Source organism: Streptomyces nanhaiensis (genome assembly GCF_046614825.1).
Lineage (GTDB): Bacteria > Actinomycetota > Actinomycetes > Streptomycetales > Streptomycetaceae > Streptomyces > Streptomyces radiopugnans.
The window spans coordinates 1-26,867 of record NZ_JBKJFM010000028.1; the positions used below are offsets into that span (position 1 = coordinate 1).

Here is a 26,867-nt window from a genome sequence, read left to right on the forward strand (position 1 = left end):
CCGCGGGGCCCGTCGCGCCGCCGTGCGGCCGGCCGGCACCGCGGGCCCCGGGCGGCTGCCCGGTCGCCGCCCGGGGCCCCTGAGAGGGGAGCCGCCGCTCCCCCGGTCAGTCGGTCACGGTGATCTGCGAGGCGGGGTCGGTCGCGTCGGTGATGTCGTAGGTGGCGTTGAAGACGGAGCTGGTGGCGCTGGTCGGGCAGCCGAACCCGCCAACGACGTCGACGGGCACGGAGACGTTCGTGAAGGCGAGCTTGGAGGGCGCCCCGTTGGTCCAGGTGCCGGTGATCGAGGCACCGGCGTCGGGCGCGGCGGTCACGGTGCAGCTGGCCAGGCCGCTGGTCCTGACGACCAGGCCGCCGCTGGGCATGGACAGGGTCGCGGTGGACGGCGCACCGTGCTGGACGGAGACGCCCCATTCACCGCTGGTGGTGACGGTGGCCGAGACGCCCGGCATGCTGGTGCGGCACGAGCTGTAGGTGGGCGCGTTGAGGGGGCCTCCGACCGGGCCGGCTGCGTTGCTGTTGTCCGGCGCGCCGGGGACGCGGTTGGCGTCGCCGGTGCCCGTGGGGGCGGAGCTGGAGACCGTGCAGGTCACCGTCACGCTGCCGGCCTTGAAGGTGGCGCTGCCGCTGAGGTCGGCGGCGAAGTAGTGCCCGGCGGGGGTGACGGTCGTGGAGCCCGCGACGGCGGCCGGCCCGGCCGTGGCGCTGCCGGCCCCGGCCAGCGTCAGGGCGGCCGCGGCGGCCAGAGCGGCGCCGGCGGACAGGGGGGTGCGGGAACGCGATGAGCTGAGGGTCACGCTTCCTCCTGGACTGAGGGGGGGTTGGGGTGGGGGGTTTCCGGCGCGGGCGCCGTACCCGGCTGCCAGCCGAAGACGAGCCCGCCGCCGATGAGTCCGGCGACCGTCCCGATCAGGAAGCCGCCGAGATTGGAGAGGACCAGCGCGGCCGCGGCGATCATGGCCGTGAGGATGCCTGTGAGGGTGCGGTAGTGCGGCGTGAACCAGGCCGACAGGCCCAGCACGATCAGTACGGCGCCCAGGAGGACGGACGCGGCGCCCGCGACCCCCTGGTGCAGCATGACCTTCATCGGGGCCAGGGGGATGACCGCGATCTCCACGCCCGCGGCGACGGTGACCAGCCCTCCCCAGAAGGGCCGGCCGCGACGCCAGCGCCGCCACTTCAGAAGCATTCGCGCTTGCCCTTGGTGATCTTCATGCTGAGGTCGGCGAGTTTGAACGTGCCCGCGTTGGTCGCCCACGCGGTCTGCTTCAGATCGCTGATCTCAAGGGTGTCGGCCTGCTGGGAGAAGGCGTCCTGCATGCCCTGGGCCCCGTCGGGGCCCTTGTCGAGCGTGGAGGCGTCGCGGCCGATCTCGATGTTCTCGAACGACGCGTCACCCGAGAGCTGGGTGGCGTCCACGAACAGGTCGGTGGCCTCCACCGGCTTGTCGCCGGTGCCGGCGGAGAGCTTCAGCGAGATGTCGCCGAGGACGGGCAGGGTGGTGACGACGGACTGGCACAGGCTCTCCATCCTCGCCGTCCTGATGCCGGTCACCGCGACGGGCAGCAACTGGTCGCGGGCGTTGACGTCCACGCTGCCGTACTGCACGAAGCCGTCGCCGGTGAGCCGGTCCGCGGACACCTTGAACTGCTGGCCGGACACGGCGAACGACGCGGCGAGGGCTCCCTCGGCCAGTGCGACGGCCAGTACGCCGGTGACGGCGAAGCCGGGCACGCACACGGCGGCGAACCTGCGCCATCTGACGCGGCCTTCCACGGGTCTCTCCTGCTCGTCCTTCATGACACACCCTTCCGGCGGAGCCCGCGAACATCTCGCGGACATGCCTGTGGCATACGGATTGCGAGGTGCTGTGCTGGTGCCGGCCCCGGTCCGGCTCCGCCGCCGGGGTGCTGCGCGCGGCCCGGCGGCGGACCGGTGCGTACGGTGGCGCGGCTCCGCCCCGCGCCCGGCCGGGGCGTACGGGGAGGCCTCCGGTATTAGTGAACGTGTCAATACCGGCGAGTAGGTTGACTGTAGGTACGCCACTGGTCACTGGCAAGGTCCCGTGCAGCCCCTTTTCGGCCATTCGGAGACCGCCCGCGCGGAGCCGACGGCGCGGAGCCGACGGCGAAAGGGCCGGCCCCGGAACCCTCGAAGGGTTCCGGGGCCGGCCCGTTGTGCGGTGTGCGGCGCGTGCCGCACACGGTGTCAGCGGCCGCCGCGGCGGCTCCGGCTCGTCGTCGTCCTGCGGTATCCGAACGGACCGGGAAGGTTCATCGACGTGGTGCGGCGTCCCCTGGAGCCGAACGTGTGCCTGGGCCCCTTCCCCTTGCCCAGGGTGAACGACCAGGAGCGGCGGTTGAGGTTCAGGCGCACTCCGGGCAGGATCCGGATGCTCTTGCGGAACGTGACGGCCATACGGTCCTCCTCGGTTCGGCTGTCCTCCGGCTTCCCGGCGGCGAACCGCCCCGCCGGACAAGGATGTTGTCCGTATGCCCGGCTACGGCTCCGCCGAACTCGGCCGCCGGGGCGGGCCCCGGGCTCAGCCGTCCCCGCACCCCGTACCGCCGTCCCCCTCTCCCTGCGAGGCGCCGCGGCGGGCCGCCTCCGCCAGGGCCTGCTCCCTGCTCATCCCGATGAGCACGCCGGCCGGGACCGCCGCCGCGGCGCAGCCGCCGTCGTGGTCGTACGCCAGGTCGTCCAGGAATCCCTGCCTGCGCAGGGACCACACGCGCGGACGCACCGTCAGCGGGCGCCCGCGCAGCAGCAGCGGCCCTCCGCACACACAGCAGTGCGTCACCTCCGGCTCCCACGGGCCGCCGACGGCGCGCACGACGGACTCAGACATCGCGCCTCTCCCCCCTGTCATCTCCCCTGTCATCTCTGCCGTCCTCTCCCCGCCCGTCCCCTCCCCCGCCGGCCCGGGCGGCACGCAGCAGCGCCCTGCGCGTCCACCACTCGCTCAGCGTCCACTCCAGCTCCGCCAGGGCACCGGCCGCCAGCACGGCGCTCGCCGCCCAGCGGCACGCCGCGTGCCAGAACGAGGCGCCCTCGGGGGCCGCGAGGGCCAGCGCCCCACCCGCACCCAGCAGGGCGATCCCCAGGTTGTAGGTCAGGGCCGCCCGGCGGCTCAGCCGCATCCACTCCCCGAAGTGGCGGCGCTGCTCCCGCCGCAGCACCTCGCCGGAGGGCCGGCGGGAGTCCGGCGGATGCCAGGACTCCACGTCCGCAGGGGAGTACAGGTGGCGGCGGGCGTGGAAACCGTACTGCACGCTGCCGACGAGTGCGGCGAAGGCGAGGGTGAGCAGCAGCATCGCGGGCCCCGGCCAGCGGAACTTCTCGGCGTCCGCGCCCAGCACGCCGACGGTGGCGATGCAGGCGCCGGCCAGCAGCGGCGCGGCGACGAAGTGGGCCGCCTCGGACGCGCCGCCCTGCCCCAGCGGCACCGGTCTCCCCCAACTCCCCTGGTCCTCGGCCATGTTCGCCCCGTTCCCCTCCCCCGCGCCGTCCCCCCAGTCTCCAGGCCGCAGGCACTCCCCGTAAAGCGCCCTCCGGCCCGGCGGGCTCGTCCCCGGCGGCCGCCCTCTCCTGCCGGTGCACTACCGGGGTGTGGTGATCGACAGCGAGTTGGACACGACGGGGACGGGCGAGGGCAGATCCACATAGGCGGTCCCGGGGTCCCTGCCCGCCTTCACCTCGCGGTGGGTGGCATCGTCCATGAGGACGGCGATCAGGGACCGCTCGGACCCCGGCGCGGTGGTGCCGAGGTCCGCGTCGTAGGTGTACCGTCCCGGCCCCTGCTGCCCCAGCTCGTACCTCAGGGTGTAGTGGACGCGCGGCCGGTCCGGATCACCGGTCTCCTTGCGCACCACCCACGACAGGCGGTCCCCCGGAGCGACCTCGCACTTCACCGTGGCCACCGCGTGCGCCCCGGAACGGGTCGGCTCCCCCTTGAGCTCGATCAGCACCTGCTGGTCGCCCGACGCCTCGCAGCGCGGCACGGACCCCGACCGGCCGGAGGTCTCGGCCGAAGGCGAGCCGACGCTGTCCGCCGCCGACGGAACAGAACCGTTCCCCCCGCCGAACAAGTCGTAGATCCCCTGCCAGAGGCCCAAGGTCTGGCCCACAAGCGCCACAACGGCCATGCCCACCATGCAGAAACCGATGATCCTTCTGCCCAACGGGCCGATGGTGGCGTTCTGCCCTCCGTCGAGGGCGGATTCGGGTGTCTCCTGCGAGCCGGCCGCCTCGTCATCGCTCATACCGGCGTTCTCCCCTCCGGGCGCACCGTTCAGCCGCGTTCGACGACAGGGGGGCGACAGCGGCCGACCGGGGTCACCGGCCGGAGCCGACGGCTCCACGCCGGCGGCCCGTGACCGAACGCCCCAGCAGCTTCGCCTGCTCGTGCTTCAGTCCCGTGAAGCGATCGCGGGCGTACTCCCGCAACTCCCGGCCGGGGAAGCGGATCACCGACAGGTGCTCGGTGTGGTCACCGCGCTCCCAGCGCGCGGCGGTGATCTCGTAGCCGGAGACGTGCGCGCACAGGTCCAGCAGCACCTGTGGCACCTCCTCCTCGATGAGGAGATCGGCCTTGGCCACGACCACTTCGCGCATCGCGCGGACGTTGGGCAGGAAGACGGTCGTGGCCCACAGCCGCCACGCCGCCAGCTCCTCCTCGGTGGGCGGCTCGTCGTGGTGGAAGAAGTCGCGGCCGTCGGGGCGGGCGTACTTTGCGGCGTACGCATCGTAGATACGGCCGTTGGCCTCCATGAGCGCGAACAGCGGGCCGTAGAAGTCGCTGAGCTGCAGGTTGACGCGGGCGAGCCGGGCCTGCCGCTGCGCCAGCCGCAGGCCGTTGAGGTAGGTCGCCAAGTAGCCGAGAAACGCCAGCGAGACGGTCACGATCAGGGTGGCCATGACCGGTGATCGTAGAGGGGACGGCATGCCTGTGCCCTGTTCTCCCAAGGGAGTCGGGGACACAGGGCACAGGCGCGAAGCGAGCGTCGGACGCGCGAGCGGGACGCCAGGCCGAGGAAGGACGCCCAGGCGTCCGGAACCGCTTCACCTGGCGGCCGAACACGTAAAGCGCCCCCGTGCCGCGTTCGGACTCGAGCTGTGTGTCGTCGTCCGTCCCGACTCCGGCCATACCGTCCCCTCCCGTCACCGGGCGCAGCGCGGCTCCGCCGCGTCACGACACGGCACGGAGCACGTACAACGGCCGCCGAAACGCGTACAACCGGCTCCGTAGGCACGCGGGAGACGGTATGTCCCATAGACACAACAAGGGCACCCACACGCGTTTGCTGTCCGTGGAGGTGCTCGAAGGAATGCGTTCGCCGCTCACACGCCGAACCGCACGAAAGGTTCCGGCAGCAGCGTGCGACACCTCGCACCGGGATCCCCGTACACGGCTCCGGAGGCGGAACGGGCAACTATCCGCCCGCGCCGGATCGTCCTCCTGGCATGACACACCCGAGCCGCACGCCGCCCCCGCGTCCGCCCGACTGGCCGCACTGCGGCCACGACGCCACGTCGGAGGACCCGGTCGGCTGTCACGGCGTCCACGTCCCCGGCCACACAGCGTGCCTGGCCCACGTGTCGGACACAGACCGCGACGCCTATCTCGCCACCCTGTCCCCCGGCTCGGACATCGACCACCGTGGTACCACCTTCACCGCCGAGTTGCTGGATCGGTTGCTCGATGCCCTCCGCGACCCCGTCACCGGGCACCCTTGTTTCGGTGCCGCAGGGTTCGATTCGGCGGTCTTCCTGAGCGACGCCGAATTCGCATCAGTCACCTTTCAGAGGAACGCCTGGTTCGAGGCGGCGTCCTTCGCAGGTGTCGCCCGGTTCGAAACGACCACTTTCAAGGGAACCGCAGGGTTCGGGGCGGCCACCTTCGAAAGCGCCGCCTGGTTCGGGACGACCACCTTCGAGGGAACCGCAGGGTTCGGGGCGGCCACCTTCGAAAGCGCCGCCTGGTTCGAAGCGACCGCCTTCAAGGACACAGCCAGGTTCGAAGCGGCCACCTTCAGGAGAACCGCAGGATTCAGGAGGGTCGTCTTCGAAGACGTCGCCTGGTTCGAGGAGTCCGTGTTCGAGGGCACGGCCGGGTTCAGGGAGACCGTCTTCGCGGACGATGCGTGGTTCGAGGCGACCGGCTTCAGGAGTGGCGCTTCGTTCGAGTCGACCGCCTTCGAGCGCGACGTCTGCTTCGAGGCCGCCGCCTTCAAGGGCGACGCCGACTTCACGAGGACCATTTTCAAGAACAACGCACGATTCCGGACAGCAGCCTTCGAGGGGGCCGCGAGGTTCGAAGCAGCCACCTTCCAAAGCGGCAGCGTATTCGAGGCGGCCGTCATCAAGGGTGACGCCTGGTTCGTGGACACGGTGTTCGAGCGGTCGGCAGGTTTCGGCCCGTTGGTATGTGCCGGCAGGCTGGTGCTGTCCGGGGCGGTGTTCGGCGGACCGGCGAACCTCTCGCTGACCGCGCGCCGCCTGGAGTGCCGGCGGACCCGCTGGTCGTCGACGGCCGAGCTGCGTCTGCGCTACGCCACGGTGGACCTCTCCCACGCGGTCTTCGAGTACCCCCTCACGATCGCCGCGGAGCCCGACGCCTTCGTGCTCGCCGACGGACGGACGGTGGAGGAGCGGGCCCTCGCCCACGCGCCCGACGCCGCGGTGCGGATCGCCACGCTGCGCGGGGTGGACGCGGCCCACCTGGTCCTGGCCGACGTCGACCTGTCGGGCTGCCTGTTCACCGGCACCGTGCACCTGGACCAGCTGCGGCTGGAGGGCATCTGCGCCTTCGACACCGCCCCGCCCGGCACGCACCGGCGGCGCAGGCTACCGGTGCGGTTCACCGGGCGCCGTACCCTCGCCGAGGAGCACCACTGGCGCGCGAAGCGGCCGGACGCCGTCCGGGGCTGGAACACGGCGGTACTCGGCGCCGGACACGCCGGGCCGGCGCAGCTGGCGCCGGTGTACCGGGCGCTGCGCAAGGCGTTCGAGGACGGCAAGAACGAACCCGGGGCGGCCGACTTCTACTACGGCGAGATGGAGATGCGCCGCCACGACCCCGGCACCCCGGGAGCCGAACGCGCCCTGCTGGCCGCCTACTGGGCCGTCTCCGGCTACGGGCTGCGCGCCGTGCGGGCCCTGGGCTGGCTCGCGGCCGCCATGCTCGTCACCGTCGTGCTGCTGATGGGCTTCGGGATCCCCCAGAACTCACCGAAGCAGGAGGCGACCGGCACCGTGCCGCCCGGCGGAGGCCGGGTCACCCTCACCATCGGCAAGGCCGACCCGCAGAACCCCACCGGGGACAGGTTCACCGGCGAGCGCTTCGAGAAGGCGCTGAACGTCACGCTCAACTCGGTGGTGTTCCGCTCCAGCGGACAGGACCTGACCACCACGGGCACCTACATCGAGATGACCTCCCGCCTCGTCGAGCCCGTCCTGCTGGGCCTGGCGGTCCTGGCCGTCCGCAACCGCGTCAAACGCTGACCCCCCTGCGGCGCACGTCCGGCCGGACGGTCTCCTGCCCGTCCGGCCGGACGCGGTCGGCCGGGCGTCACTTCAGGTTGCGCAGGGCCTTCTCGAAGGAGCGGGCGTGGGCGGCCTCGTCGCCGGCGGTGTCGGCGAAGACATGGGCGGCCTTCAGGTCGCCGGCCTTCCGTGCGCGCTCGGCGAACTTCGGGTACATCACCTTGGCCTCGTACCACTCGCCCTCGATGGACTTGCGCAGGTTGGCGGCGGTGTCGGACACCAGGCCGGCCAGGACGCCCAGCTCGGCGAAGTGCTCGTGGAGTTCGACCCGCGCGGTACCGGCGAACAGGTCGGCCAGCGCCGCGTTGCCGCTCTTGCGGGCCTGCTGGGCGAAGAGGGTGTAGGAGGCGTGCGCGAGGGCCTCGCCGTGCATCGCGGTCTCCAGGTTGGCGCGGGTGCGCGGGGAGGAGACCTTCGGCAGGCCGGCGGGCACCTCGGTGCGGTCGACGGCCGGCGGGGCGGGGATCTCGCCCTTGCCAGTGGTGACGGCCTTCAGGGCGGTCGCGAAGGCCTTGCGGTGGGCGTTCTCGTCGGCGGCGATCTCGGTGAACAGCTCGGCGGCCTCGATGTCGCCGTCCTGGCGGGCCTGCGCGGCGAAGGCCGGGTACATCGAGTACGCCTCGTGGGTCTCGCCCTCGATGGCGTGGCGCAGGTTGGCCTCGTTGCTTCCGACCAGGCCGACCAGTTCGGCCTGCTCGGCGAAGTGCTCCCACAGCTCGGTGTGCGCGGCCGTCCGGAACGCCTTGGCGGCCTCGTGCTTCCCCTCGCGGTCGGCCTGTGCGGCGAAGAAGGTGTAGGAGGCGTGGGCGTACGCCTCGCCCTGCATGGACGACCGGAGGTCCTCCACCGTGCTCAGGGCGAGCGGGCCGTGCTTCTTCGCCTGGTCCTGAGCGCTCTTGGCCGGGGGCTTCGGGGCGGGGTTCTCGGTCGCCGCGGCACCGGACACGGCGGTACCGAGGACCGCCGCGGCGAGGGCGAGCGATGTCAGAGCACGAACGGGCACAGTGGTCACAGCCATGTCTCCTCTTCTGGCGCCCACACGGCGCCGGCACGTCTGGCGCCCGGAACCCTGCCACCGCGCTCCGGCCCCTCCCCGCCATCACGCGCCCGTTTGCCCGTTTAGGGGGACGGAGGAGCGTCCATCTGCACCACCCCGGCTTGCGCACTTCGGGAACCGGCCTGCCTGCCGCGACCGGTGGCGGGCCGGGCCGTAGGCCCGGAAGGGGCCGGCGTCGAACACCGCTGAGGTCCGGCCCGCGGTGCCGCGGGGGGCGGTTGCTGATCGGCGCCCCACCTGCCGGGTGAGCGGGGCGGCCCCCGTCCGGCGGAAACGCGGGTGCCGTCGCGGAACGTGTACGCAGGATCGCCGGCATGGCGCTGCGTCCCGTCCAAGTGAACATCAAGGCCCTGAACGCCCCGGCGGTCGGCCGGTTCTGGGCGGAGGCCCCCGGCCGGCAGGCCTACAGCCCTGGCGCGACCATCTACGTCGGGCCCGCCGGCGGCATCGTCTGGCCGGACCCGGTCGCCGTCTGCGTCGACGTCGTTCCCGTCCCCGAGCCCAAGGCGGCGGCGAAGACCCGTGCGCACCTCGACCTCGCCACCACATCCGAGGCCCATCAGGCGGAGCTGGTGGCGCGCCCAGGGGCTCTCGGTGCGACGCCCGCCGACGTGGGCCAGGGCGAGGTGCCGTGGACGTGCCTGACCGACGCGGAGGGCCACGAGTTCTGCGTCCGCGCCCTGTCCTGACGCCCCGGCGCGGAGCCGCGACGGCACCCCCGCACATGAGCCCCGCTCACCGGCCACGGGCATCCGGGCCGTTGCGACCGAGTGCCGCACGGAGCCGGCCGAGCCACTCGATGCCCAGCCGGCGTCCGCCGGGGAGTTGGTCGTCCCGGTCCCAGCGCCATGCCGTGATCACCGCCAGCACGAGGATCCGGCAATCGCGCAGCAGGCCCTGGTCCACGCCCGGATAGTGCTCGCCGACCTCCTCGGGCGCGTGGGCGAGATCGAACTCGACGGGCCCGTAGCAGCACGTCTCGAAGTCTATGAGCAGCGGCCCGTTCCCCGTGGCGAGCACATTGCCCGGGTGCGGCTCGCCGTGCAGCAGCTGCTCGGTGCCGCCACGCTCGCCGATCGCCCGTCCCAGGCTCCGCAACGTGTCGCCGAGCAGTTCCCGGTCCACGTCGGCGAGCGTCGGAGTGCGGTCGCGGTCCTCCACGAGCCGTCGTGCCTGCTCGACCCGCTCCGTGAAGTGCGGTGCCGGGCTGTCAAGTCCGCGCATGCCTGTGTGCAGCCGTCTGAGCGCGTCGGCGTAGTCGGCCGGTGACACGGCCTCCCGGGGTGCCACGGGTTCGTAGTAGGTCCACAGCGTGACCACGAAGCCGTCGCGCTCGTGGACGCGTGGCTCCACGCGAGGTTCGAGGGCGGCCACAGGGCATCCGGCTTCGGCGAGCCGCTGAGCGACCTCGACTTCGAAGCGCGCGACCTGATGCGCCACGGGTGCCACCCGGGCCAGGACGTCGCAGGGCAGCAGACGCAGAGTGAGCTTGTTCGAGTCGTTGAGAACGATCGCTTCGTCGGCGGTCAGACCGAGTGACGAGGCGATCGACAGGGCCGCTGCCACCGCACGCCGGGCCTCTGATGCCTGCATTCCTCTCCCCTGTGCGCTGCCCTGCCTCTCCGAACGGCGCGGCCCTCGCACCGTACCAAGCCGCCGGTGGGAAGCCGCGTCCGCGCGACGGGCAGGAAGCGTCCGGGGTCGGCTCTCCCCGCACTGCCCAAGCACCTACGGCCTCCGCCCGGCATACGGTGCGCGGGGTTGCCCCGACGCCCGGTACGGCGGGCGGGCGTGGCCACGAGGTGACCACCGAACCGGACGGCTCGACCTGGCCGGTCGGCTCCACGCTGCAGCCGGGGTGGTCCGCGAAGCGGCACCGCCGCGCAGGGGAACCGGACCGTCGGCCGCAAGGCCGCTGACGCAGCGTCCGCCCAAAACGGCCTTCATCACCTTGAAAACCTCCGTGGAAGAGGATCGTGAAGAACCGCCGCACGACTTTTCACGAGCCCTGTACCGATTTCTCGGTTAAAACTTGATCATCACCGCTGTGGTGATCATCCCTTTTACGGGAGCACATCTCCTGACAGGAAGCGCAAGCGTGAACAAACGCACCACCCTCATATGCGCGGCAATCGGCGCGTCAGCCGCTCTTGCGGGGATATTCCCCCAGCAGAGCCCGACCGCGGGACAGGACACCGTCATTCCTGTCGCACAGGCCAGAGCCCTGAAACCGCAGTACGCCACCACGGCGAACAGCGAGATCACCGTGACGGTCGACCTGACCCAGGAGCAGATCGAAAAGGCACGCGGCCGCGTCAGGGCGAACAGGCCGCTCGAGGAGCCGGAACAGACCGGCAAGCGACCTGCCGACGCGAACCGGCAGAGCGGCAATCCCTTGACGCTTTCCGATGCCTACAGGCAGGCCGCGGAAAGCGTCAAGGAAGCCCACGCCAAGCCCTACAAGGACTTCGGCAAGGGAGCGCGGACCGCGACCGCGAGCGACGGAAGCAGGATGAGCATGGGTCTCGCCGCTTCCTACGACCTCAACGAGAGCACTGTCGGATATCCGGTCGGAAACACTCCGCCGGCCGTCCTGGAATCCCTGTGCTTCAACGGTACCGCAGAGTTCGAAGCGATCATCGACCGCTTCGCCGCATGCGGGCGCACCAAGCTCACCGCCAATTACTACAAGGTCGAATCCACGACCGGTACCCGCGAGTACATGGGCACGAACACCGGTCTCGTGCAGCTGTACACACAGCAGTACAACAACGAGCGGTCCACCCGCATGTTCGCGAAGATGCAGAAGGACTCCGTCACCTACGACTGGGGCTGGTGGGACAACATCTGGACCGCCCCCGGCGTTGACCTGACCGTCATCGGGAACTGCTTCGGCAACACCGCCGGCTGCTCGGCGACCGGCTCCCCCATCACTCTGACGTGGGAGAACTGGAACAGCGTCGACACCTGGTACAACTGGAACGCCAACAGCAGCGAGGCGTACGGACTCGGCCGTGACAAGCTCGGCGCCCACGGCACCCACGTCGAGTTCTACACCGACACCGGCGAATACAGCTCCGAGTCACGCGCCTCGCTCTCCCGCCGCCTCGTGCGCTGCGACTCCGCCGCCTACATCTACGCGGACTGGCAGAAGGGCTGCGTATTCCTCGAGACCATCCCGCGGATGATGTACTCGCGCGCGGCGGACTCCCCCCACAAGGGCGTCGCCGACCACATCTACAGAGCGCAGAACCAGCCCGACCTGACGTATCCGACGAGCACCACTTCGAAGAGCATCCCCGGTAAGTACGTAGCCGGCGACTACTACGCGGCCGGCCTGCACCGTCTGCACGAGAACTTCCACCTGACGACGATGAACGCCAACACGTCCCACAAGGATCAGGCGTGCACCTCGACCGGCGAGTACTCCACCACCGGCCTGCCGCTCCCCCTGCGGCCCGAGGCGGGCGTCGAGGACTGCGACGAGTACCCGTTCCGCTCCACTCTCGAGGGTGCTTCGAACACGGACTGGGACTTCTCCGTGTATCCCGTCGACCTCAGCCAGAACCGGTCCGCCGGCAACACGCTGATGAACTACGTGCGCAACCACCGCATTCTCGCCTGGGACGACACCCTCCCGGATCCGGCCAACGACAACGACCGGTACTACGTGCAGATCGTGGACTTCTAGCCCACCGGGACGTCACATTCGGAAAGTATGCTGAACGGTGCTCCTCGAAGACCGAGGGGCACCGCTCCCGTTCCCCCGGAGGCCCCGTGGACCTGGTGCAGACCCTCGACGGCTACTTCGGCGGCTGGTCCTTCACGTTCACCACGCTGTCTCCGCCCGAGGCGCTGCGGGCTGCGGAAGCCGTCTCCGTCCACCCCGTCGAGAACCCGCTCGACGCGCTCCGCGAGGAAGAGGACGAAGGCATTGCCGAAGACGGTGTTCTCCTCGTCGCCGGCCGCGTGCACCCTTCCTGGAGCGTCATCGTCGAGACCAGCGGCCACACGGGGTTCGTGGGGGCCGAGCGGTCCGTCCTCCTGGAGCTGTGCGGCGACGGGTTTCCCGCGATGACCGTTTTCAAGAATCCCAACCGTCTCGAGCTGCTGTACGCGGACCTCGACGACAGGTGGGGCGGCATGGCGCTCGACAGCGGGATCCGATGGGGGGAGATGAGCCCGCCCGTCTCTGCCGCGCTCACCGCGGCCGGGTTCCTCCCCGACGGCCAGGGCGTCTCCACGGAGATCCCCGGCCGTGCGTACGACGATCTCGCGCGGCGCGCTGTCACCGCGGCGACGGGAGTGTCCCTGGAGGACGTCGGGACGGCCGGCGGCTGGGTATCGGGGATCGTCCCGGCGAAGACGGCGGCGGCGCAGGTCTCGCGGAGCAGGTCGCTTCGCTGAGCAGGGTCTTCGAGAGGCTCCGGGGCGGACGGTTCGCGTGCCGCGTCCGGGATGCGGAAGCCTGCCGGGGCGCGCCGGAGGCCCACCACGGGATGATCCCGGATACGGGCGGCAACGGGAAAACCGTGTGACGCGCGGCGCCCGGTCATCGATACTCCGCGCGTGGCCACCCCGGACATCTCGAACACCTCGAACACCGGCAGAACCGGAACCGGCATGCCCCCGCCGTCCCCCCGGGCCCCTCTGACCGCGTCGGCCGACCGCCTCTTCGACGCGGTCCCGCCGACGGCGCTGGTACTGCTCGGCATCGTCAGCGTCCAGGTGGGCGCGGCACTGGCCAAGAACCTGTTCAGCGCGGCGGGCAGTTTCGGGACGGTCGCGCTGCGGCTGTTCTTCGCGGCGGCGGTGCTGATGCTGCTGTGGCGGCCGTCGCCGCGCATGAGCCGCCGCGCGTGGACGGTGGTGCTCGGCTACGGCGCGGTCCTGGGTTTGATGAACCTGTGCTTCTACCTGGCGCTGGCCCGGATCCCGCTGGGGATCGCGGTGACCATCGAGTTCCTCGGGCCGCTGGGGGTGGCGCTGGCCGGGGCGAGGCGGTGGCTGGACGCCTTCTGGGCCGTGCTCGCGGGGGGCGGCGTGGTGCTGCTGATGGAGGGACGCGGCGAACTCGACCTCGTCGGCTGCCTGTTCGCCCTCGCCGCGGGGCTGTGCTGGGGGCTGTACATCCTGCTCGGCGCGGCGCTGGGCCGCCACACCCCGGAAGGCGGCGGCCTGGCTCTGGGCATGGCCGTCGCGGCGCTGATGGCCGTGCCGTTCGGCGTGGCCGACAGCGGAACGGCGCTGCTCCAGCCGTGGGTCCTGGCCGCGGGGCTCGGGGTGGCGCTGCTGTCGTCGGTGATCCCGTACTCGCTGGACCTGGAGGCGCTGCGCAGGATGCCGCCGCGTGTGTTCGGCATCCTGATGAGCCTGGAACCGGCGGTCGCGGCCCTCATCGGCCTGGTGGTGCTGCGGGAGTCGCTGTACTGGTCGCAGTGGCTGGCGGTGCTGTGCGTGGTGGCCGCGTCGGCCGGCGCCACCCGCGCCGCCCGCGCCGCCCTCCCGGACGCCTGACCGCCGACGCCTGGCCAACGACACCCGACCGCCGGCGGAGGCCGGCGCGGGGAGAGGACCGCTACGGGGTGCGGACGCGGGAGGCGAGGTGGTCCTGGAGTTCGCGGTGCCGGAACTGGTAGGCGGTGCCCGCCAGGCGCAGCAGCCCGGCGCCGTAGCACCAGTGGAGGAACCGGCCGAGCCGCCACGGGAGCCGGTGGCGGTTCCACCGCCGGGTGCACAGCAGCAGCGACGCGTACCGCGCACCCGCGGGCCCGTACAGCAACCCGATCACGAGTGTGAACGCCGGTACGCACACGAGCCCGGCCTCGAACCACCTCTCGCCGTCCTGCGGATCGACGCCCCCCGGGACGATGGGAGCACCGCCCCCGGTCACGAGGCCGAACACGCCTCCGAAGACGGCGCCGAGCACGAGGTTGTCCCTCATGACGTCCCGCGGGTCGCCGCCTCCCACCGCCCCGGGAACCACGAGCAGGAACACGAGCACGCCTCCGAATCCCATACCGCCTCCGGTCGCAAGCCAGAGCACGCCCTCGGCCGGGCCGGAGAGCACGTCCCCGGTCGCGATCCCGGCAGCGCCCCCGGCTGCCATTCCGCACATGCCCCCGAGCCCGAGCCACTTCGCGGTACGGCGCCGGTCGGCCGGGGTCCGGAACCGCCGCAGCCCCATCCGGTCCGGTTGCGGCATGACCACCACCCAGGCCGCGAACAGCGACGAACAGGCCAGCAGGGAGAACATCCCGCCGACCGCCAGTTGCACCGGCAGGAAACCGGGCTTGGCGGTCGCCCGGGGAAGCAGCGCGGCGGCGCAGAGGAGCCAGGCGGCCGCGAGGAGGGCGGTGTGGACGGCCCGGGGCAGGCGGGAGCCCGCCAGCGGCCACAGTTCGTGGAGCACGATGTCGGTGCCCGACAGCGGCCATCCGCCCACGGTCCGCCCGGTGGCGGCGTTGCGGTCGAGGTGGACGGCCAGTTCGGTGAGCCAGGCGCGGACCTGCCCGGGGGTGTACCGGGCACGGCGCCGTGTGCCGGACAGGGCGTCGGCGGTGGCCGTGGCGGTGGGGACGAGCAGTCCGAGCAGGTGCTCGCTCACCGCCTCGGCGGTGTCCAGCTCCGGGGCGAGCAGCTCGGCCGGGTCGCGCAGGTAGGCGCCGGTCCTCTCGTCGCGCGGCTCGTGGACGAGGGAGGCCAGGGTCAGGCGCCAGGGGGTGGACAGGCCGCGGGCCAGCGGGCCGTCGGGGGCCCGCTCCAACTCGTCGATCACCGGCTGCCAGCGCCCGGGGTCGGCGGCCCGGGCACGCAGGAAGCCGCCCGCCCCGGCCGCGTCGACGGGACGGATCTCCACGCGGGCGGCGTCCTGGGCCCACACGCCACGCAGCCCCTCCAGGACCGTGTAGGCGCGGGTGCGGCAGGTCAGCACCAGCCCGGCCTTGCCGTCGGCGTCCTGGTAGCGGTTCAGGGCGCGCACCGCCCGGCCGGCCCGGGAGGCGTACCCGGGCATGGAGTCGGCGTCCATCTCGTCCAGTCCGTCCAGCACCGGCAGCACCAGCCGGGCCCTGACCAGCTCCCGGGCCGAGGCCGCGGGCAGCCGGTAGGTGTCCCTCAGGCGCCGGGCGATCCACTCCCCGAGGTCCTCGTCGGGGTCCCAGGACGCCAGGGACAGAAGTACCGGCACCGGGTCGTCCGGTGTGCGCCGCAACAGCAGGTGCAGCATGAGCTGGAGGGCCAGCACGGTCTTGCCCGCTCCCGGGGCCCCGGTGACCACCAGCCTGCGGGGGCGCAGGTCGCGGTAGTAGTCCACGACTCCCCCGAGCCGCCCGTCGGCCCCGGCGCCGGCGGCGGTGTGGGCCGGGGCCGGGCACAGGACGAACCGGACGTCGACGGTCCTGTCGTGGTCGCCGAGGAGCTGCTGCCGGGCGGTGCGCGTCTCGTCGAGCACCGCGACGGCCAGCCGTGCCGCCACCTCCTGGAGGTTGGTCTCCTGCCAGCGCAGGGCCTGGGCGCTGTGCCGGGCGGCGACCAGTGCCACGGCCAGGGACACCAGGGCGATCACCGCGCCGACCCCGTCGAACGCGCCGTCCACCACGACGCCGCTGCGCGCGGCGCGCGCCCCGAACCCCACGGCCGCCACCAGCGCCACGGCCGCCAGCACCGCCAGTCCCCAGCCCTGCCCGCGTCCTCTCCCCATGACGGCCCATCATCGCGGAGCCGGCATGCCCGCCGCCCGGGGGGTCGGGTGTCCGCGGTCCGGGCCGTCCGTGGACACCGGAGCGGTAACCGCGCCGGAACTCGGCGGTGGGCGCAAGCCGGTCACATCGGTGCCGCGACGCCGTCAGCCGTGCACGGCCGCGGTTTCGGCGGCGGTCCGCCGCCGGGTCCGGTGGGCGGCCGGGGCGCTCACGACCGGTTCGCAAAGGCGTCGAGGTCCTCGGTGCCGAGGCCGAACAGCCGGTCGTCGTTCCACCACTGCGGCGTCTCGTCGACGACCGGGGTGAGTTCCAGCAGCGTCACCTCGTTGCGGCCCAGGACGAGGTCCACGTCGGCGCGCCCGCCGGCGACGGGTACGCTCCGGTGCGAGCGGGCGGGTTCGGCGGCCTCCCGGAGGGCGTCGAGCCGGCGGTTGTCGGGCGCGAGCGGCCGCCCCATCTCGCGCCAGGCGGCCCAGGGGTTGCCGGCGTCCTCGTTCACGGAGCGGCGCAGCGCGAAGGCGGAGCCCCGCGCGTCCGGGGCACCGACGGGCAGGGACAGCCGGACGGTGTGGCCGTCGACGGGCTCGCCGCCGGCCGGGTCGGCCGGCGCCCAGGCCAGTACGGTGACGCGCCCGTCGCCGTGCCGTGTCACCAGGTGGTCCTCGCCCCGGGCGAGCATCTGCTCGCCCATCTCGGCCATGAAGGCGTACAGGTGGTAGGTGGGCTTCTTCACCTGGCGGTGCGTCAGCAGCCCGAAGCCGCCGTGGAACGGCGCGGTGGGGATGCCCACCTCCTCGAACACGTCGCAGAACGTCCAGTAGGAGAAGGAGTCCGCGATGTCGCCCCCGTTCACCAGCACCGGCGCGAGGTACGCAGCGTGGAACGCGGTGTCGTGGATCGGGTTGTCCGGCCGGTAGGAGGAGTTGAACTCGGTGATGTGGACCGGCAGGTCCGCGAGCCCGGTGCCCGCCAGCTGCCGCCGCGGGGCGCCGAACTGCTCCAGCAGCGCCGACGCCGGCATGAGCGTCTGGTGAGCCCCGAACGGCACGGGCTGGACGGGGCCGGAGGAGTAGGCGTGGCGGCTGACGAAGTCGATCGGCAGGTCGCGGGCCTCGACGAACTCGGCGAAGCGCTGGATCCACTCGTCCTCGTAACCAGGCGCCAGTGAGGGTCCGCCGACCTGGAGTTCGGCGTCGACCTCCTTGACGGCCAGCGAGGTCACCTCGTAGAGGCGGTGGTAGGCGTCCTGGTCCGCGGCCCAGAACGGCGCCAGGTTGGGCTCGTTCCACACCTCGATCGGCCACCGGCGCACCTGGTCGACGCCGTAGCGGTCGACCAGGTGGCCGATGACGGCGCGTACGAGGTCCGCCCACTCCTTCTCGTCGCGGGGAGGGGTGATGTTGCCCTTCCACCAGAACACGGTGTCCTCGCCGGAGGCGAGCCCGGACGGCATGAAGCCGAGCTCGACGAAGGGCGCGATGCCCGTCTCCAGGTAGGCGTCCACGACCTGGTCGACGTATGTGAAGGCGTGGCGTACGCGCCGCTCGCCGGCGTGGTCGTAGGGCCGGTGGACGCCCATCCCGTCGCTGAGCAGGCCGTGCCCCCGGATGTGCCGGAAACCGATCTCCCTCTGGACGAGGGCGAGCGACTCCTGGTAGTCGCGCCGCAGCGCGAGGTCGATCCGACCGGTGCCGACGCAGTGGCGCCAGGCGTCGGAGAACCGGGCTGTCGGCTGCCTGGGAACGGCGATCCGCATGGTGGGGGTTCCTTTGCTGCGGTGCGGTGCGGGATGGTGCGGTGCGGTGCGGGATGGTGCGGTGCGGGGCGGGGCGGTGCGGGGCTCGCCGGAGGTGTTCGGCGTGAGAGCCGGCCTTGCGGACCGGGGCCCCGAAGCCGGGGCCCGGCCGGGTGCGAGCGGTCCCCTCTCCGATCGTCACCGCACCCTTTCGCGGCCTCCCACGGCGGCGACCGCATCAGTAACGATTGGACAACTTGCGAAAACCGTTGGTTGCTTCTCGCTCATTTTTGACTGTACACCTTAGCTCCCGCTTCGCGGACAGCCCATTAGTTTGCGCAAACTAAAGGCAGTTGGAGCACTGACGACAGATCAGGGAGTTTCCACGGTGATGAGGAAAACCCGCAGCGTGAAGGCTGCCGCGATCGGCTTGGGCATCGCACTCGCCGCCGCAGGCTGCGCCGGCGGCGGCGACGGCAGCGACATATCGTCCGACGGCAAGGTCACGCTGACCCTCTGGACGAACGCGATGGAAGGGCGTGGTGCGGAGTACTGGAGGGACGCCGCGAAGAAGTACCACGCGCTGCACCCGGACGTCACGATCAAGGTCCAGTCGGTCCAGAACGAGGACCTCGACGGCAAGCTGCAGAACGCGCTCAACTCGAACTCGGCGCCCGACGTCTTCCTGCAGCGCGGTGGCGGCAAGATGCAGGCCATGGTCGACGCCGGCCAGATCCAGGCGCTGGACCTGACCGACACCGACAGGGCGAACGTGGGCACGGCGGCCCTCGAGGGCGTCTCGATCGACGGCAAGGTCTACGCGATGCCGCTCGACACGCAGCCCGAGGGCATCTACTACAGCAAGGACCTCTTCGAGAAGGCCGGCATCACCTCACCGCCGACGACGATGGACGAACTCGAGGACGCCGTCGCGAAGCTGAAGGCGATCGATGTCGCGCCGATCGCGGTCGGCGCCAAGGACGCCTGGCCGGCCGCGCACTGGTACTACAACCTCGCCCTGCGCGAGTGCAGCCAGGAGGTCATGCAGGAAGCCGCCAAGTCGCTCACCTTCGACGACGCGTGCTGGACCGAGGCCGGCGAGGACCTGGCGTCGCTCCTGGAGGCCGACCCCTTCCAGAAGGGCTTCCTGACCGCTTCGTCGCAGCAGGGCGCCGGGTCGTCGGCGGGCATGCTCGCCAACCACAAGGCGGCCATGGAACTCATGGGCAACTGGAACCCCGGTGTGATCGCCGACCTGACCCCGGACAAGAAGCCGCTCCCCGACCTGGGCTGGTTCCCCTTCCCCGCCGTTCCCGGCGGCAAGGGCGACCCGACCGCCATCATGGGCGGCGCCGGCGGCTACTCGCTGTCCAAGGACGCTCCGAAGGAGGCACTCGGCTTCCTCCGGTTCGTCGTGACCAAGGAGCAGCAGGAGGCCTACGCCGAGGCCTTCGACACGATCCCGGTGAACAAGGAGGCCCAGGGGGTCGTCACCGAGCCCTACAACATCTCGGCACTGGAGGCATTCAACAAGGCCGCCTACTCGATGCAGTTCCTCGACACCGTGTACGGCCAGAACGTCGGCAACGCCATGAACATCGCCGTCGTGAACCTGATGGCCGGCAAGGGCTCCGCCGCCGACATCGTCAAGGACGTCAAAGCTGCCGCCGAGAAGGGCTGAGTAAGCAGACATGAGCAACACCCTGGGCACTGACACGGCCGACGGCCGCCAGTCGCAGGGCACGCCCGGAGCCGGGGACGCGGCCACGCCCGCGCCCCCGGCTCCGCCGCGAGCGGCTGCGCGCCGCCGAGGCCGTGCCAGGATGCGAGTCGAGATCGCGGTCCTGTCCGCACCGGCGGTCATCACGTTCCTGGCGTTCGTGATCTTCCCGGTCGTGCTCGCCGCGTACTACGGCTTCTACCGGTGGAAAGGCTACGGGGAGCCCACCGACTGGGTCGGCCTGAACAACTACAAGCTGATCCTCGCCGACCCCGCCTTCCAGGACGTCCTCGGGCACAACGGCCTGATCCTGGTGCTCTCACTGGTCATCCAGGGTCCGCTGGCGATCGTCCTCGCACTCCTGCTCAACCAGAGGATCCGCGGCCGCTCGGTCATCCGCGTCCTGATCTTCGTGCCCTACATCATCTCCGAGGTCATCGTCGGCACCGGCTGGAGCCTGATGCTCCAGAGCAACGGAGCCGTCAACGACCTGCTGCACCGGATCGGCCTGGACTCCCTGGCCGCCGACTGGATCGCCGACCCGGACCTGGCCATCTGGACGCTGATGGCCATCATCTCGTGGAAGTACATCGGCTTCGCGGTGATCCTGATGCTCGCCGGCCTGCAGTCGATCCCCGACGAGATCTTCGAGGCCGCGCAGATCGACGGCGCCTCCTACTGGCAGATCCAGCGCCGCATCACGCTGCCGCTGCTGGGACCGACGATCCGCATCTGGGCGTTCCTGTCGATCATCGGCTCGCTGCAGTTGTTCGACCTCGTCTACATCATCTGGGGCCAGTACGTCTCGGGCACCGCGGGCACCTCGACCATGGCGATCTACATGCTCGCCCAGGGCCGCAACGCGGGCAACTACGGCTACGGAAGCGCCGTGGCGGTCGTGATGTTCGTGATCTCGCTCATCGTCGCGCTGATCTACCAGCGCTTCGTCCTGCGCCGCGACCTGCGCGGCGCCGTCACCGAGGGGACCGTGTGATGGGCGCGACGACCGCCAACCCCCGTACGCCCTCCGCCGCGAAGCCGAAGGCGCCCACCGGCCGCCGCCGTGACCGCGACGGGCAGCAGCAGAAGTGGGGGCACCCCGTCACCTACTTCGTCGCACTGCTCTTCGTCGGCGTCTGCGTCGCACCGGTGCTCTACATGGTGCTCGGCGGATTCCGCACCAACTCGCAGATCACCACGGACCCGGCCGCCCTGCCGAGCCCCTGGGTGGCCGGCAACTACATCGACGTCCTGAAGTCGCCGATGTTCTGGGGCGAGTTCGCCAACTCCCTCATCGTCGCGATCGCCAGCACCGCCGGCACCGTCGTCCTCGGCCTGATGGTGAGCTTCGTGATCGCACGCTACGACTTCAGGCTCAAGGGCGCGATGTACTCCCTGTTCGCCGCGGGCCTGATGTTCCCGCTGGTCGTCGCGATCACTCCGCTGTACCTCGTCGTCAAGGACCTCGGCCTCGTCGACAACCTGCTCGGCGTGATCATCCCTCAGATCGCCTTCGGCCTGCCGGTGACCGTCATCATCCTGGTGCCGTTCCTCAGGGCCATTCCGAACGAGATCGAGGAGGCTGCCGCGATCGACGGCATGAGCCGGCTCGGATTCTTCTTCCGCATGGTGGTACCGCTGTCGCTGCCCGGTGTGGTCACCGTCGGCATCCTCGGGTTCGTCGGCAGCTGGAACAACTACATCCTGCCCCTGTACATCCTCAACTCGCAGGCCAACTTCACCCTGCCGCTCGGCGTCCAGGTGTTCTCCTCGCAGTACTCCACGGACACCGCGAAGGTCCTCGCGTTCACCTCGCTCGCCATGCTGCCCGCACTGGTCTTCTTCTCGGTCTTCGAGAAGCGGATCGTCGGCGGCCTCACCGGCGCCGTGAAGGGCTGAGGGCGGCGCCAGGATCCCAGCCCGGACCGGACCGTCTTCTGCGTCCGCCCCTGCCATGACACCGGCGGGGGCGGACGCCATGCCCCCGGCGGGGGCGGACCTCCGGCCGGCGGCATCGCTCGGCCCGCGGCACGCCCTCTGCCATCCCCTGGAAAGGAATCTCCATGACGCTGCCCGGGAACGGCGATCCGGCCCGCGAACCGCCTGCCCCGGTCGCCGAGCGCCGCGAGGTGACCTGCGCGTTGCGCGATGGAACACGGCTTCGGACCGTCCTGCTGGTCCCGCACGGGACCGGGCCGTGGCCGGCCCTGCTGACGCGTCACCCCTATGACGTGACCCGTGAGGAACACGACGGGATGCTCGACGTCGGGCGCCTCGTCGCCGCCGGCTACCTCGTCGCGCTCCAGGACGTGCGGGGGCGCTTCGGCTCCGAAGGCGTCTTCGACCCCTGCGCACAGGAGGTGGCCGACGGCGCCGACGCCGTGGCCTGGCTCGCGGCACTTCCCGAATGCACCGGCGCCGTCGGAATGTGGGGCGCGTCCTACGCCTCGGAGACCCAGTTCAGCGCTCTTGTGGGAGGCGCTCCGGCTCTGCGGGCGATCGCTCCAGCCATGACCCCGGCGATGTCGGCGCTCGACGGCTTCCGGTTCCGCGGCGGGGTGCCGGAGATCGGGAGCACCCTCGCCTGGACGCACTACGCGATCGCCCCGGACCTGATCGCGCGCATCGGCTCCGCCGGCGAACGGGAGGCCGAGCGGAAGCGGTGGGAGGCGACCGAGCGTGCGATAGCGACCGGGGACGCGTTCCGGGCCGGCGCCCTGCGCTCCGGCCCGGACGCCGAGTCGATCGTCGTATGGGGTCTGGACCGGTTGCGCGAGCCGCTCGGGTCGGCGCACCACCGCGCCGGGAAGATCGTCGACCGGATCGACGCGATCGACGTCCCGGTCTTCCTGGTCGGCGGATGGTTCGACGTCTTTCTCGGGTCGACTCTGGAGATCTACCGGCGCCTGCTGCACCGCGCGGGAGAAACCGGCGGGCCGGTGCCCCGTCTTCTCGTCGGCCCCTGGTCGCACGGCGACATGTCGGGCCGGACGGCCGGGGTGGACTTCGGGCCGGGCGCGTCCGCCGGTGACCTCGGCGGCGGTGGGGACCTCACCGAGCGGCACGTGCGGTGGTTCGACGCCGCCCTTCGATCGGGCACGGCGGACACGCCGCCGGTGCGCGTGTTCCTGATGGGTTCGAACCGGTGGGTCGAGCTTGAGGAGTTCCCCCCGCGCGGCACGCGGACGCTCGAGCTGCACCTGGGCGCCGGGGGATCACTTTCGGCCGAGCCGACCGGGAGCGGTGAACGGCGGCTGACCAGCGATCCGGCGTCCCCGGTGCCGACGCGCGGCGGTGCGGTGCTCCTCTTCGAGCCGTTCGGGGCGGGGCCCGCCGACCAGACGGCGATCGAGTCGCGGCAGGACGTGGTCTCGTGGCGCACCGTGCCGCTCGCCGAGGAGATCACGGTGATGGGCGCGGTTCACGCCGTCGTCCACCTCTCGACCACGGGGACGGACGCGGATGTGGTCGTGCGGCTGTGCGACGAACACCCGGACGGCAGCAGCCTCGTCGTCACCGACGGCGTGCAGCGGGGGTCGGCGCGGTTCGTCGACCCGGTCACGGGCCTGGGCGACAGGCGGCCGGTCGAGCCGGGCCGGGACCAGGAGTTCGTCGTGGACCTCTGGTCGACGGCGCACACGTTCCTGCCGGGCCACCGGGTGCGGGTCGACATCGCACCGAGTTCGTCACCCCGCTGGGACGTCGGATGCAACGTCTTCGAGCCCGAGCCGGCCGGGCGGACCGCGGCGCCGACCACCGCGGAGTACACGATCCGCCACGGCGCCGCTCATCCGAGCCGCCTCGTCCTGCGGGTCGTGACGGCAGCGCCGCGATGAGGCCGGCCGGGGTACGCCTGCCCGCGTCACCGGCCTGGCGCCGGCACGTCACCGGTGCGGCGCCGCGGTCGCCGAGGCGGGACCGGTGGAGGCACGGACGACCAGCTCGGTGGCCAGCTCCATGCGGGCGGGGGACCGGGCGGCGCCGTCCTCGCTCCGCGAGAGCTCGAGCAGGAGCTTGACCGCCGCGGCGCCCAACTCGGTACTGGGCTGTCTGACGGTCGTCAGCCCGGGGGTGATGTACTGCGCCTCGGGCAGGTCGTCGAAGCCGATGACGCTGATGTCCCCGGGGATCCGCAGGCCCCGGGCCTCCAGTGCGTCGTAGACGCCGAGTGCCATGGAGTCCGAGCAGGCGAAGATCCCCGTGATCCCCGGGTCGCCGTCGAGCAGTGTGTGGGTGGCGGTCGCCGCCTTGGCGCGGTTCCATCCGCCATGGGCCACGGACACCGTGGCGTTGCCGGCGGTCGCCGTGTCGGCCGCCGCGCGGAAACCGTCGACGCGCGCCCGGCTGAAGAGATGGCGGGCGTGGCCGGCGACGACCCCCATCCGCACGTGGCCGAGGGACAGGAGGTGCTCGGCGGCCATGCGGCCGCCGTCCCAGTTCGCCACGCCGATGCTCGCCACCCCTGACGGCGGCGTGCTCATCGGGTCGATCAGCACCACGGGGACGCCCGCGGCGCAGAGCGCGTTGAACTGCCGGGAGGTGGGATCGATCAGCGTCCCGATCGCGCCGACGCTGCGCCTTCTCAGGACCCGCGACACCCAGTCGCTGTGCGGCTCGGCGAGCGTCAGCACGACGTCGAGCCCCGCTGCCGCCGCCTCCCGCCCGACCCCGGCTGTCAGCAGGTTCGCCCACGACCCCTCGAAGTGGGTGACCACGAGGTCGAGCACGCTGGACAGGCCGCTCTCGTCCCGCGCGCCTTCGCCCTTGGACCCGGCCCGGCGGGTGTAGCCGACGGCCTGCACGGCTTCCATGACCCTCGCGCGCGTCTCGGCCGAGACGTCGGTTCCGCCCCGCAGCACCTTGGACACGGTGGGCACGCTCGTACCGGCGGTCTTGGCCACCAAGGACAGTGTGGGGCGCGATCCGACGGGTCGAGGGGGCATGGGGACAGATTAACCGGCGAGAAGGCCCTCCAGGGCGCCGGGGCGGCGCCTGCGGTACCGCAGACCGGCCGGGCCGGCTGCGGGCCCGGGGGCCGCACGAGGCCGCGCGCCGGGCGTCACGCGGAGGGCTCCGGGGACGAGGCCGGGTCCGGTGTCGGGTCCGGGTCCGGGACGTACTCGAACCAGTCGAAGGCGACCGTGCCCTCGGTGGCGTACATGCCGATCACACGGCCGGTGAAGCCGCAGGCGACCTCGGTGGACAGGTAGCGCCCGTCCAGTTCGGCCAGCGGCCGGGCGTCCGGGGCGCCGGGATCGCCGAGCCAGAAGGCGATGGTGTCGGGGCCCGTGGTCCCGCCGTCGGTGAGTTCGGGCGACGCGGGCACGAGATCGGACGTCCGGATCGTCACGGTGAGGGTCAGCGGCCCCGCCGGGACCGGCCGGGCGGCCACGGTCTGGCGCAGCGGACCGATCCGGGCGACGACGCCGACCTCCCCGTCCCCGGCCTCCACCTCGTAGTGGTGGGCCTCGTCCAGGCGTACGCAGAGGCCGCCGCGTCCCGCGCCCGGGTCGACCGCGACGCTGACGCGGCAGTCGTGGTGCTGCTGGCGGCGGCCGACGAAGGTGTACCCGGGGCGGTCGAGGGTGGGGCCGGTGGCGTGGAGGACCAGCCGGCCGGGGCGCTCGGTGAGCGACCAGGAGCCCTCCGGGCGGGCGAACGGCGAGACCCAGTGCGGCGCGAGAGCGGCACCGTCGAAGTCCTCGCGTGCGGGCGGGGCCGGAACGGGATGCCAGGCGCCGCCCGGGGCCGCGTGGCTCTCGGGAACGGGCGCGACGACGGGCCAGCCGTCCTCGTCCCACTCCACGGGGGTCAGGAACGTCTCGCGGCCGAGCACGTGCACGTCGGGCGTGAAGCCGCTGGGACGGACGCCGAGCAGCACCATCCACCAACTGCCGTCGGGGGCCTGCACCAGGTCGGCGTGGCCGGTGTTCTGGATGGAACGGCCGGTACCGCTGTGGGAGAGCAGGGGGTTGGCGGGTGCGCCCTCCCAGGGACCGCGCGGCGAACGGCCGCGGGCGACGGACACGCTGTGGCCGCGTTCCGTGCCGCCTTCCGCGATCAGCAGGTACCACCAGTCGCCGATGCGGTAGAGGTGCGGCGCCTCGGGGTACTTGAGGCCGCTGCCCGACCACGTGGCGAACGGCCCCTCCAGCACCTTCCCCTCGACCGGGTCGATCCTGGCCATGTTGATGCCGCCTTCGACCCCGGAGAAGGCGCACCAGCAGGTGCCGTCCTCCTCCCACGCCAGATCGGGGTCGATCCCGGGCAGGTCGATCCACACCGGGTCGCTCCACGGCCCCTCGGGCCGCTCGGCCGAGACGACGAAGTTGCCGCCGCCGTCGACATTGGTGTTGACGACCCAGTAACGGCCGTCGTGGTGGCGGATCGTGGGTGCGTAGAGGCCGCCCGACGCCTTGGCCCCGGGTATGGGCAGCGGCAGTTGCCCGGGCCGGTCGAGCACGTTGCCGATCTGCTCCCAGTGCACGAGGTCCCTGCTGTGGAAGATCGGCAGCCCGGGGAAGTACTCGAAGCTGGAGCACACCAGGTAGTAGTCGTCACCGACCCGGCACACGCTCGGATCGGGGTGGAATCCGCTGATCACAGGGTTGTCGTAGGTGTGCACGGAAAACCTGCTCCCTCCGAGCCGCCGGGCGCCGTGCGGCGAGTCTAGACGGCGCAGCGCGAATGCCCAGGGGTGTGCCCGCCGGCCTGCTCGCCCGTGCGTCCGGCGCGCGGTCCGCTCGGCCTCGGTGTTGACGCCCTCGATGGCGTCGGTGCGCAGCCCGGTCACCGTGGAGGTGTACGAGGTCGCCTCACCTCCCATGACGCTGCTGACCCGCAGTCCGGGCCCGAAGCCGGGCATCGGCGACACCGAGGTGTTCGGCACCTCCAGCCGTCGCCGGCACCTCGTCCGACGGCCGGACCCGCAGTCCGGTGCACTGCGCTCCAGCCGGGACGGGACAGCACCGCTGCGGCTCGACTCCCTCGGCGGACCCGACAGGGGGCCTCCGCGTTGGGTTTCAAGGAGGTCCGGCAGGCACGGGAGAGCCGCCCCGGCCGCGTATCCGCACTGCGACGCCCACCGCCCCGGCACCCAACGCGC

22 protein-coding genes and 1 pseudogene are annotated in these 26,867 nt (G+C 71.8%); 9 read left to right on the forward strand and 14 right to left on the reverse strand.

All coding sequences use genetic code 11. The features are described 5' to 3' along the window. Nucleotides 1-106 precede the first annotated feature (106 nt). From ACLIYP_RS09725 to ACLIYP_RS09760, 8 genes are all read right to left on the reverse strand, one after another. Nucleotides 107-799, reverse strand: a complete 693-nt coding sequence (locus tag ACLIYP_RS09725) for a hypothetical protein (RefSeq protein WP_412712732.1) — start codon at nucleotides 797-799, stop codon at nucleotides 107-109. Next, nucleotides 796-1,191: a DUF6114 domain-containing protein gene (locus tag ACLIYP_RS09730; protein WP_412712733.1), complete on the reverse strand. Its 396-nt coding sequence runs from the start codon at nucleotides 1,189-1,191 to the stop codon at nucleotides 796-798. Before ACLIYP_RS09730 ends, ACLIYP_RS09725 begins: the two co-directional genes overlap by 4 nt. Continuing rightward, nucleotides 1,182-1,802 (reverse strand): DUF6230 family protein, encoded by a 621-nt coding sequence (locus ACLIYP_RS09735; protein WP_412712734.1) that lies wholly within the window; start codon nucleotides 1,800-1,802, stop codon nucleotides 1,182-1,184. Before ACLIYP_RS09735 ends, ACLIYP_RS09730 begins: the two co-directional genes overlap by 10 nt. A 408-nt stretch (nucleotides 1,803-2,210) precedes the next feature. Beyond that, nucleotides 2,211-2,420 (reverse strand): DUF4236 domain-containing protein, encoded by a 210-nt coding sequence (locus ACLIYP_RS09740; RefSeq protein ID WP_410539429.1) that lies wholly within the window; start codon nucleotides 2,418-2,420, stop codon nucleotides 2,211-2,213. 124 nt (nucleotides 2,421-2,544) lie between these two features. Then, a complete protein-coding gene (locus ACLIYP_RS09745) occupies nucleotides 2,545-2,850 on the reverse strand; it encodes a hypothetical protein (RefSeq protein WP_412712735.1) in 306 nt (101 codons plus the stop codon). After that, nucleotides 2,843-3,481: a hypothetical protein gene (locus tag ACLIYP_RS09750; RefSeq protein ID WP_412712736.1), complete on the reverse strand. Its 639-nt coding sequence runs from the start codon at nucleotides 3,479-3,481 to the stop codon at nucleotides 2,843-2,845. The genes ACLIYP_RS09745 and ACLIYP_RS09750 overlap by 8 nt, the downstream gene beginning before the upstream one ends. Before the next feature lie 120 nt (nucleotides 3,482-3,601). Further along, a complete protein-coding gene (locus tag ACLIYP_RS09755) occupies nucleotides 3,602-4,264 on the reverse strand; it encodes a hypothetical protein (RefSeq protein ID WP_412712737.1) in 663 nt (220 codons plus the stop codon). Nucleotides 4,265-4,337: 73 nt separating this feature from the next. After that, nucleotides 4,338-4,919: a hypothetical protein gene (locus ACLIYP_RS09760; RefSeq protein WP_412712738.1), complete on the reverse strand. Its 582-nt coding sequence runs from the start codon at nucleotides 4,917-4,919 to the stop codon at nucleotides 4,338-4,340. Between the two features lie 546 nt (nucleotides 4,920-5,465). On the opposite strand from ACLIYP_RS09760, the gene ACLIYP_RS09765 reads away from it, so the two are divergent. Beyond that, nucleotides 5,466-7,505 carry a pentapeptide repeat-containing protein gene (locus ACLIYP_RS09765; RefSeq protein WP_412712739.1) on the forward strand — a complete coding sequence of 680 codons (2,040 nt, stop codon included), beginning with the start codon at nucleotides 5,466-5,468 and terminating at the stop codon, nucleotides 7,503-7,505. 67 nt (nucleotides 7,506-7,572) lie between these two features. On the opposite strand, the gene ACLIYP_RS09770 is transcribed toward ACLIYP_RS09765, so the two are convergent. After that, nucleotides 7,573-8,565 carry a rubrerythrin family protein gene (locus ACLIYP_RS09770; protein WP_412712740.1) on the reverse strand — a complete coding sequence of 331 codons (993 nt, stop codon included), beginning with the start codon at nucleotides 8,563-8,565 and terminating at the stop codon, nucleotides 7,573-7,575. A 353-nt stretch (nucleotides 8,566-8,918) separates the two neighbouring features. On the opposite strand from ACLIYP_RS09770, the pseudogene ACLIYP_RS09775 reads away from it, so the two are divergent. Then, nucleotides 8,919-9,278: pseudogene (locus ACLIYP_RS09775) on the forward strand (VOC family protein); the annotation flags it as partial. Nucleotides 9,279-9,339: 61 nt separating this feature from the next. Here ACLIYP_RS09775 and ACLIYP_RS09780 read toward each other — a convergent pair. Continuing rightward, entirely contained in the window at nucleotides 9,340-10,197 is an 858-nt protein-coding gene (locus ACLIYP_RS09780; RefSeq protein ID WP_412712741.1) for a phosphotransferase enzyme family protein, read from the reverse strand. A 505-nt stretch (nucleotides 10,198-10,702) separates the two neighbouring features. Between ACLIYP_RS09780 and ACLIYP_RS09785 the strand changes: the two genes are divergently transcribed. From ACLIYP_RS09785 to ACLIYP_RS09795, 3 genes are all read left to right on the forward strand, one after another. Next, nucleotides 10,703-12,295, forward strand: a complete 1,593-nt coding sequence (locus ACLIYP_RS09785; RefSeq protein WP_412712742.1) for a NucA/NucB deoxyribonuclease domain-containing protein — start codon at nucleotides 10,703-10,705, stop codon at nucleotides 12,293-12,295. Between the two features lie 86 nt (nucleotides 12,296-12,381). Further along, the gene (locus ACLIYP_RS09790; RefSeq protein WP_412712743.1) at nucleotides 12,382-13,011 is read left to right on the forward strand and encodes a hypothetical protein; all 630 of its coding nucleotides are present in this window, start codon (nucleotides 12,382-12,384) and stop codon (nucleotides 13,009-13,011) included. 162 nt (nucleotides 13,012-13,173) lie between these two features. After that, nucleotides 13,174-14,121: an EamA family transporter gene (locus ACLIYP_RS09795; protein WP_412712744.1), complete on the forward strand. Its 948-nt coding sequence runs from the start codon at nucleotides 13,174-13,176 to the stop codon at nucleotides 14,119-14,121. Between the two features lie 61 nt (nucleotides 14,122-14,182). Here the strand turns inward: ACLIYP_RS09795 and ACLIYP_RS09800 are convergent, their stop codons facing one another. Both ACLIYP_RS09800 and ACLIYP_RS09805 read right to left on the reverse strand, forming a co-directional pair. Further along, nucleotides 14,183-16,306, reverse strand: coding sequence for an NACHT domain-containing protein (locus ACLIYP_RS09800; protein WP_412712745.1), 2,124 nt, complete (start codon nucleotides 16,304-16,306; stop codon nucleotides 14,183-14,185). 209 nt (nucleotides 16,307-16,515) lie between these two features. Continuing rightward, the gene (locus ACLIYP_RS09805) at nucleotides 16,516-18,063 is read right to left on the reverse strand and encodes a GH39 family glycosyl hydrolase (RefSeq protein WP_412712746.1); all 1,548 of its coding nucleotides are present in this window, start codon (nucleotides 18,061-18,063) and stop codon (nucleotides 16,516-16,518) included. A 388-nt stretch (nucleotides 18,064-18,451) separates the two neighbouring features. Between ACLIYP_RS09805 and ACLIYP_RS09810 the strand changes: the two genes are divergently transcribed. From ACLIYP_RS09810 to ACLIYP_RS09825, 4 genes are all read left to right on the forward strand, one after another. Next, nucleotides 18,452-19,723 carry an extracellular solute-binding protein gene (locus ACLIYP_RS09810; RefSeq protein ID WP_412712747.1) on the forward strand — a complete coding sequence of 424 codons (1,272 nt, stop codon included), beginning with the start codon at nucleotides 18,452-18,454 and terminating at the stop codon, nucleotides 19,721-19,723. Between the two features lie 142 nt (nucleotides 19,724-19,865). After that, nucleotides 19,866-20,756, forward strand: a complete 891-nt coding sequence (locus tag ACLIYP_RS09815; protein WP_459076343.1) for a carbohydrate ABC transporter permease — start codon at nucleotides 19,866-19,868, stop codon at nucleotides 20,754-20,756. After that, nucleotides 20,756-21,661, forward strand: coding sequence for a carbohydrate ABC transporter permease (locus tag ACLIYP_RS09820; protein ID WP_412712749.1), 906 nt, complete (start codon nucleotides 20,756-20,758; stop codon nucleotides 21,659-21,661). The genes ACLIYP_RS09815 and ACLIYP_RS09820 overlap by 1 nt, the downstream gene beginning before the upstream one ends. Nucleotides 21,662-21,825: 164 nt before the next feature. Then, the gene (locus ACLIYP_RS09825) at nucleotides 21,826-23,598 is read left to right on the forward strand and encodes a CocE/NonD family hydrolase (protein ID WP_412712750.1); all 1,773 of its coding nucleotides are present in this window, start codon (nucleotides 21,826-21,828) and stop codon (nucleotides 23,596-23,598) included. Between the two features lie 48 nt (nucleotides 23,599-23,646). Here ACLIYP_RS09825 and ACLIYP_RS09830 read toward each other — a convergent pair whose 3' ends face one another. Both ACLIYP_RS09830 and ACLIYP_RS09835 read right to left on the reverse strand, forming a co-directional pair. Next, nucleotides 23,647-24,663, reverse strand: a complete 1,017-nt coding sequence (locus ACLIYP_RS09830; protein WP_412712751.1) for a LacI family DNA-binding transcriptional regulator — start codon at nucleotides 24,661-24,663, stop codon at nucleotides 23,647-23,649. A 158-nt stretch (nucleotides 24,664-24,821) separates the two neighbouring features. Continuing rightward, nucleotides 24,822-26,387, reverse strand: coding sequence for a glycoside hydrolase family 43 protein (locus ACLIYP_RS09835; protein WP_412712760.1), 1,566 nt, complete (start codon nucleotides 26,385-26,387; stop codon nucleotides 24,822-24,824). Nucleotides 26,388-26,867 lie beyond the last annotated feature (480 nt).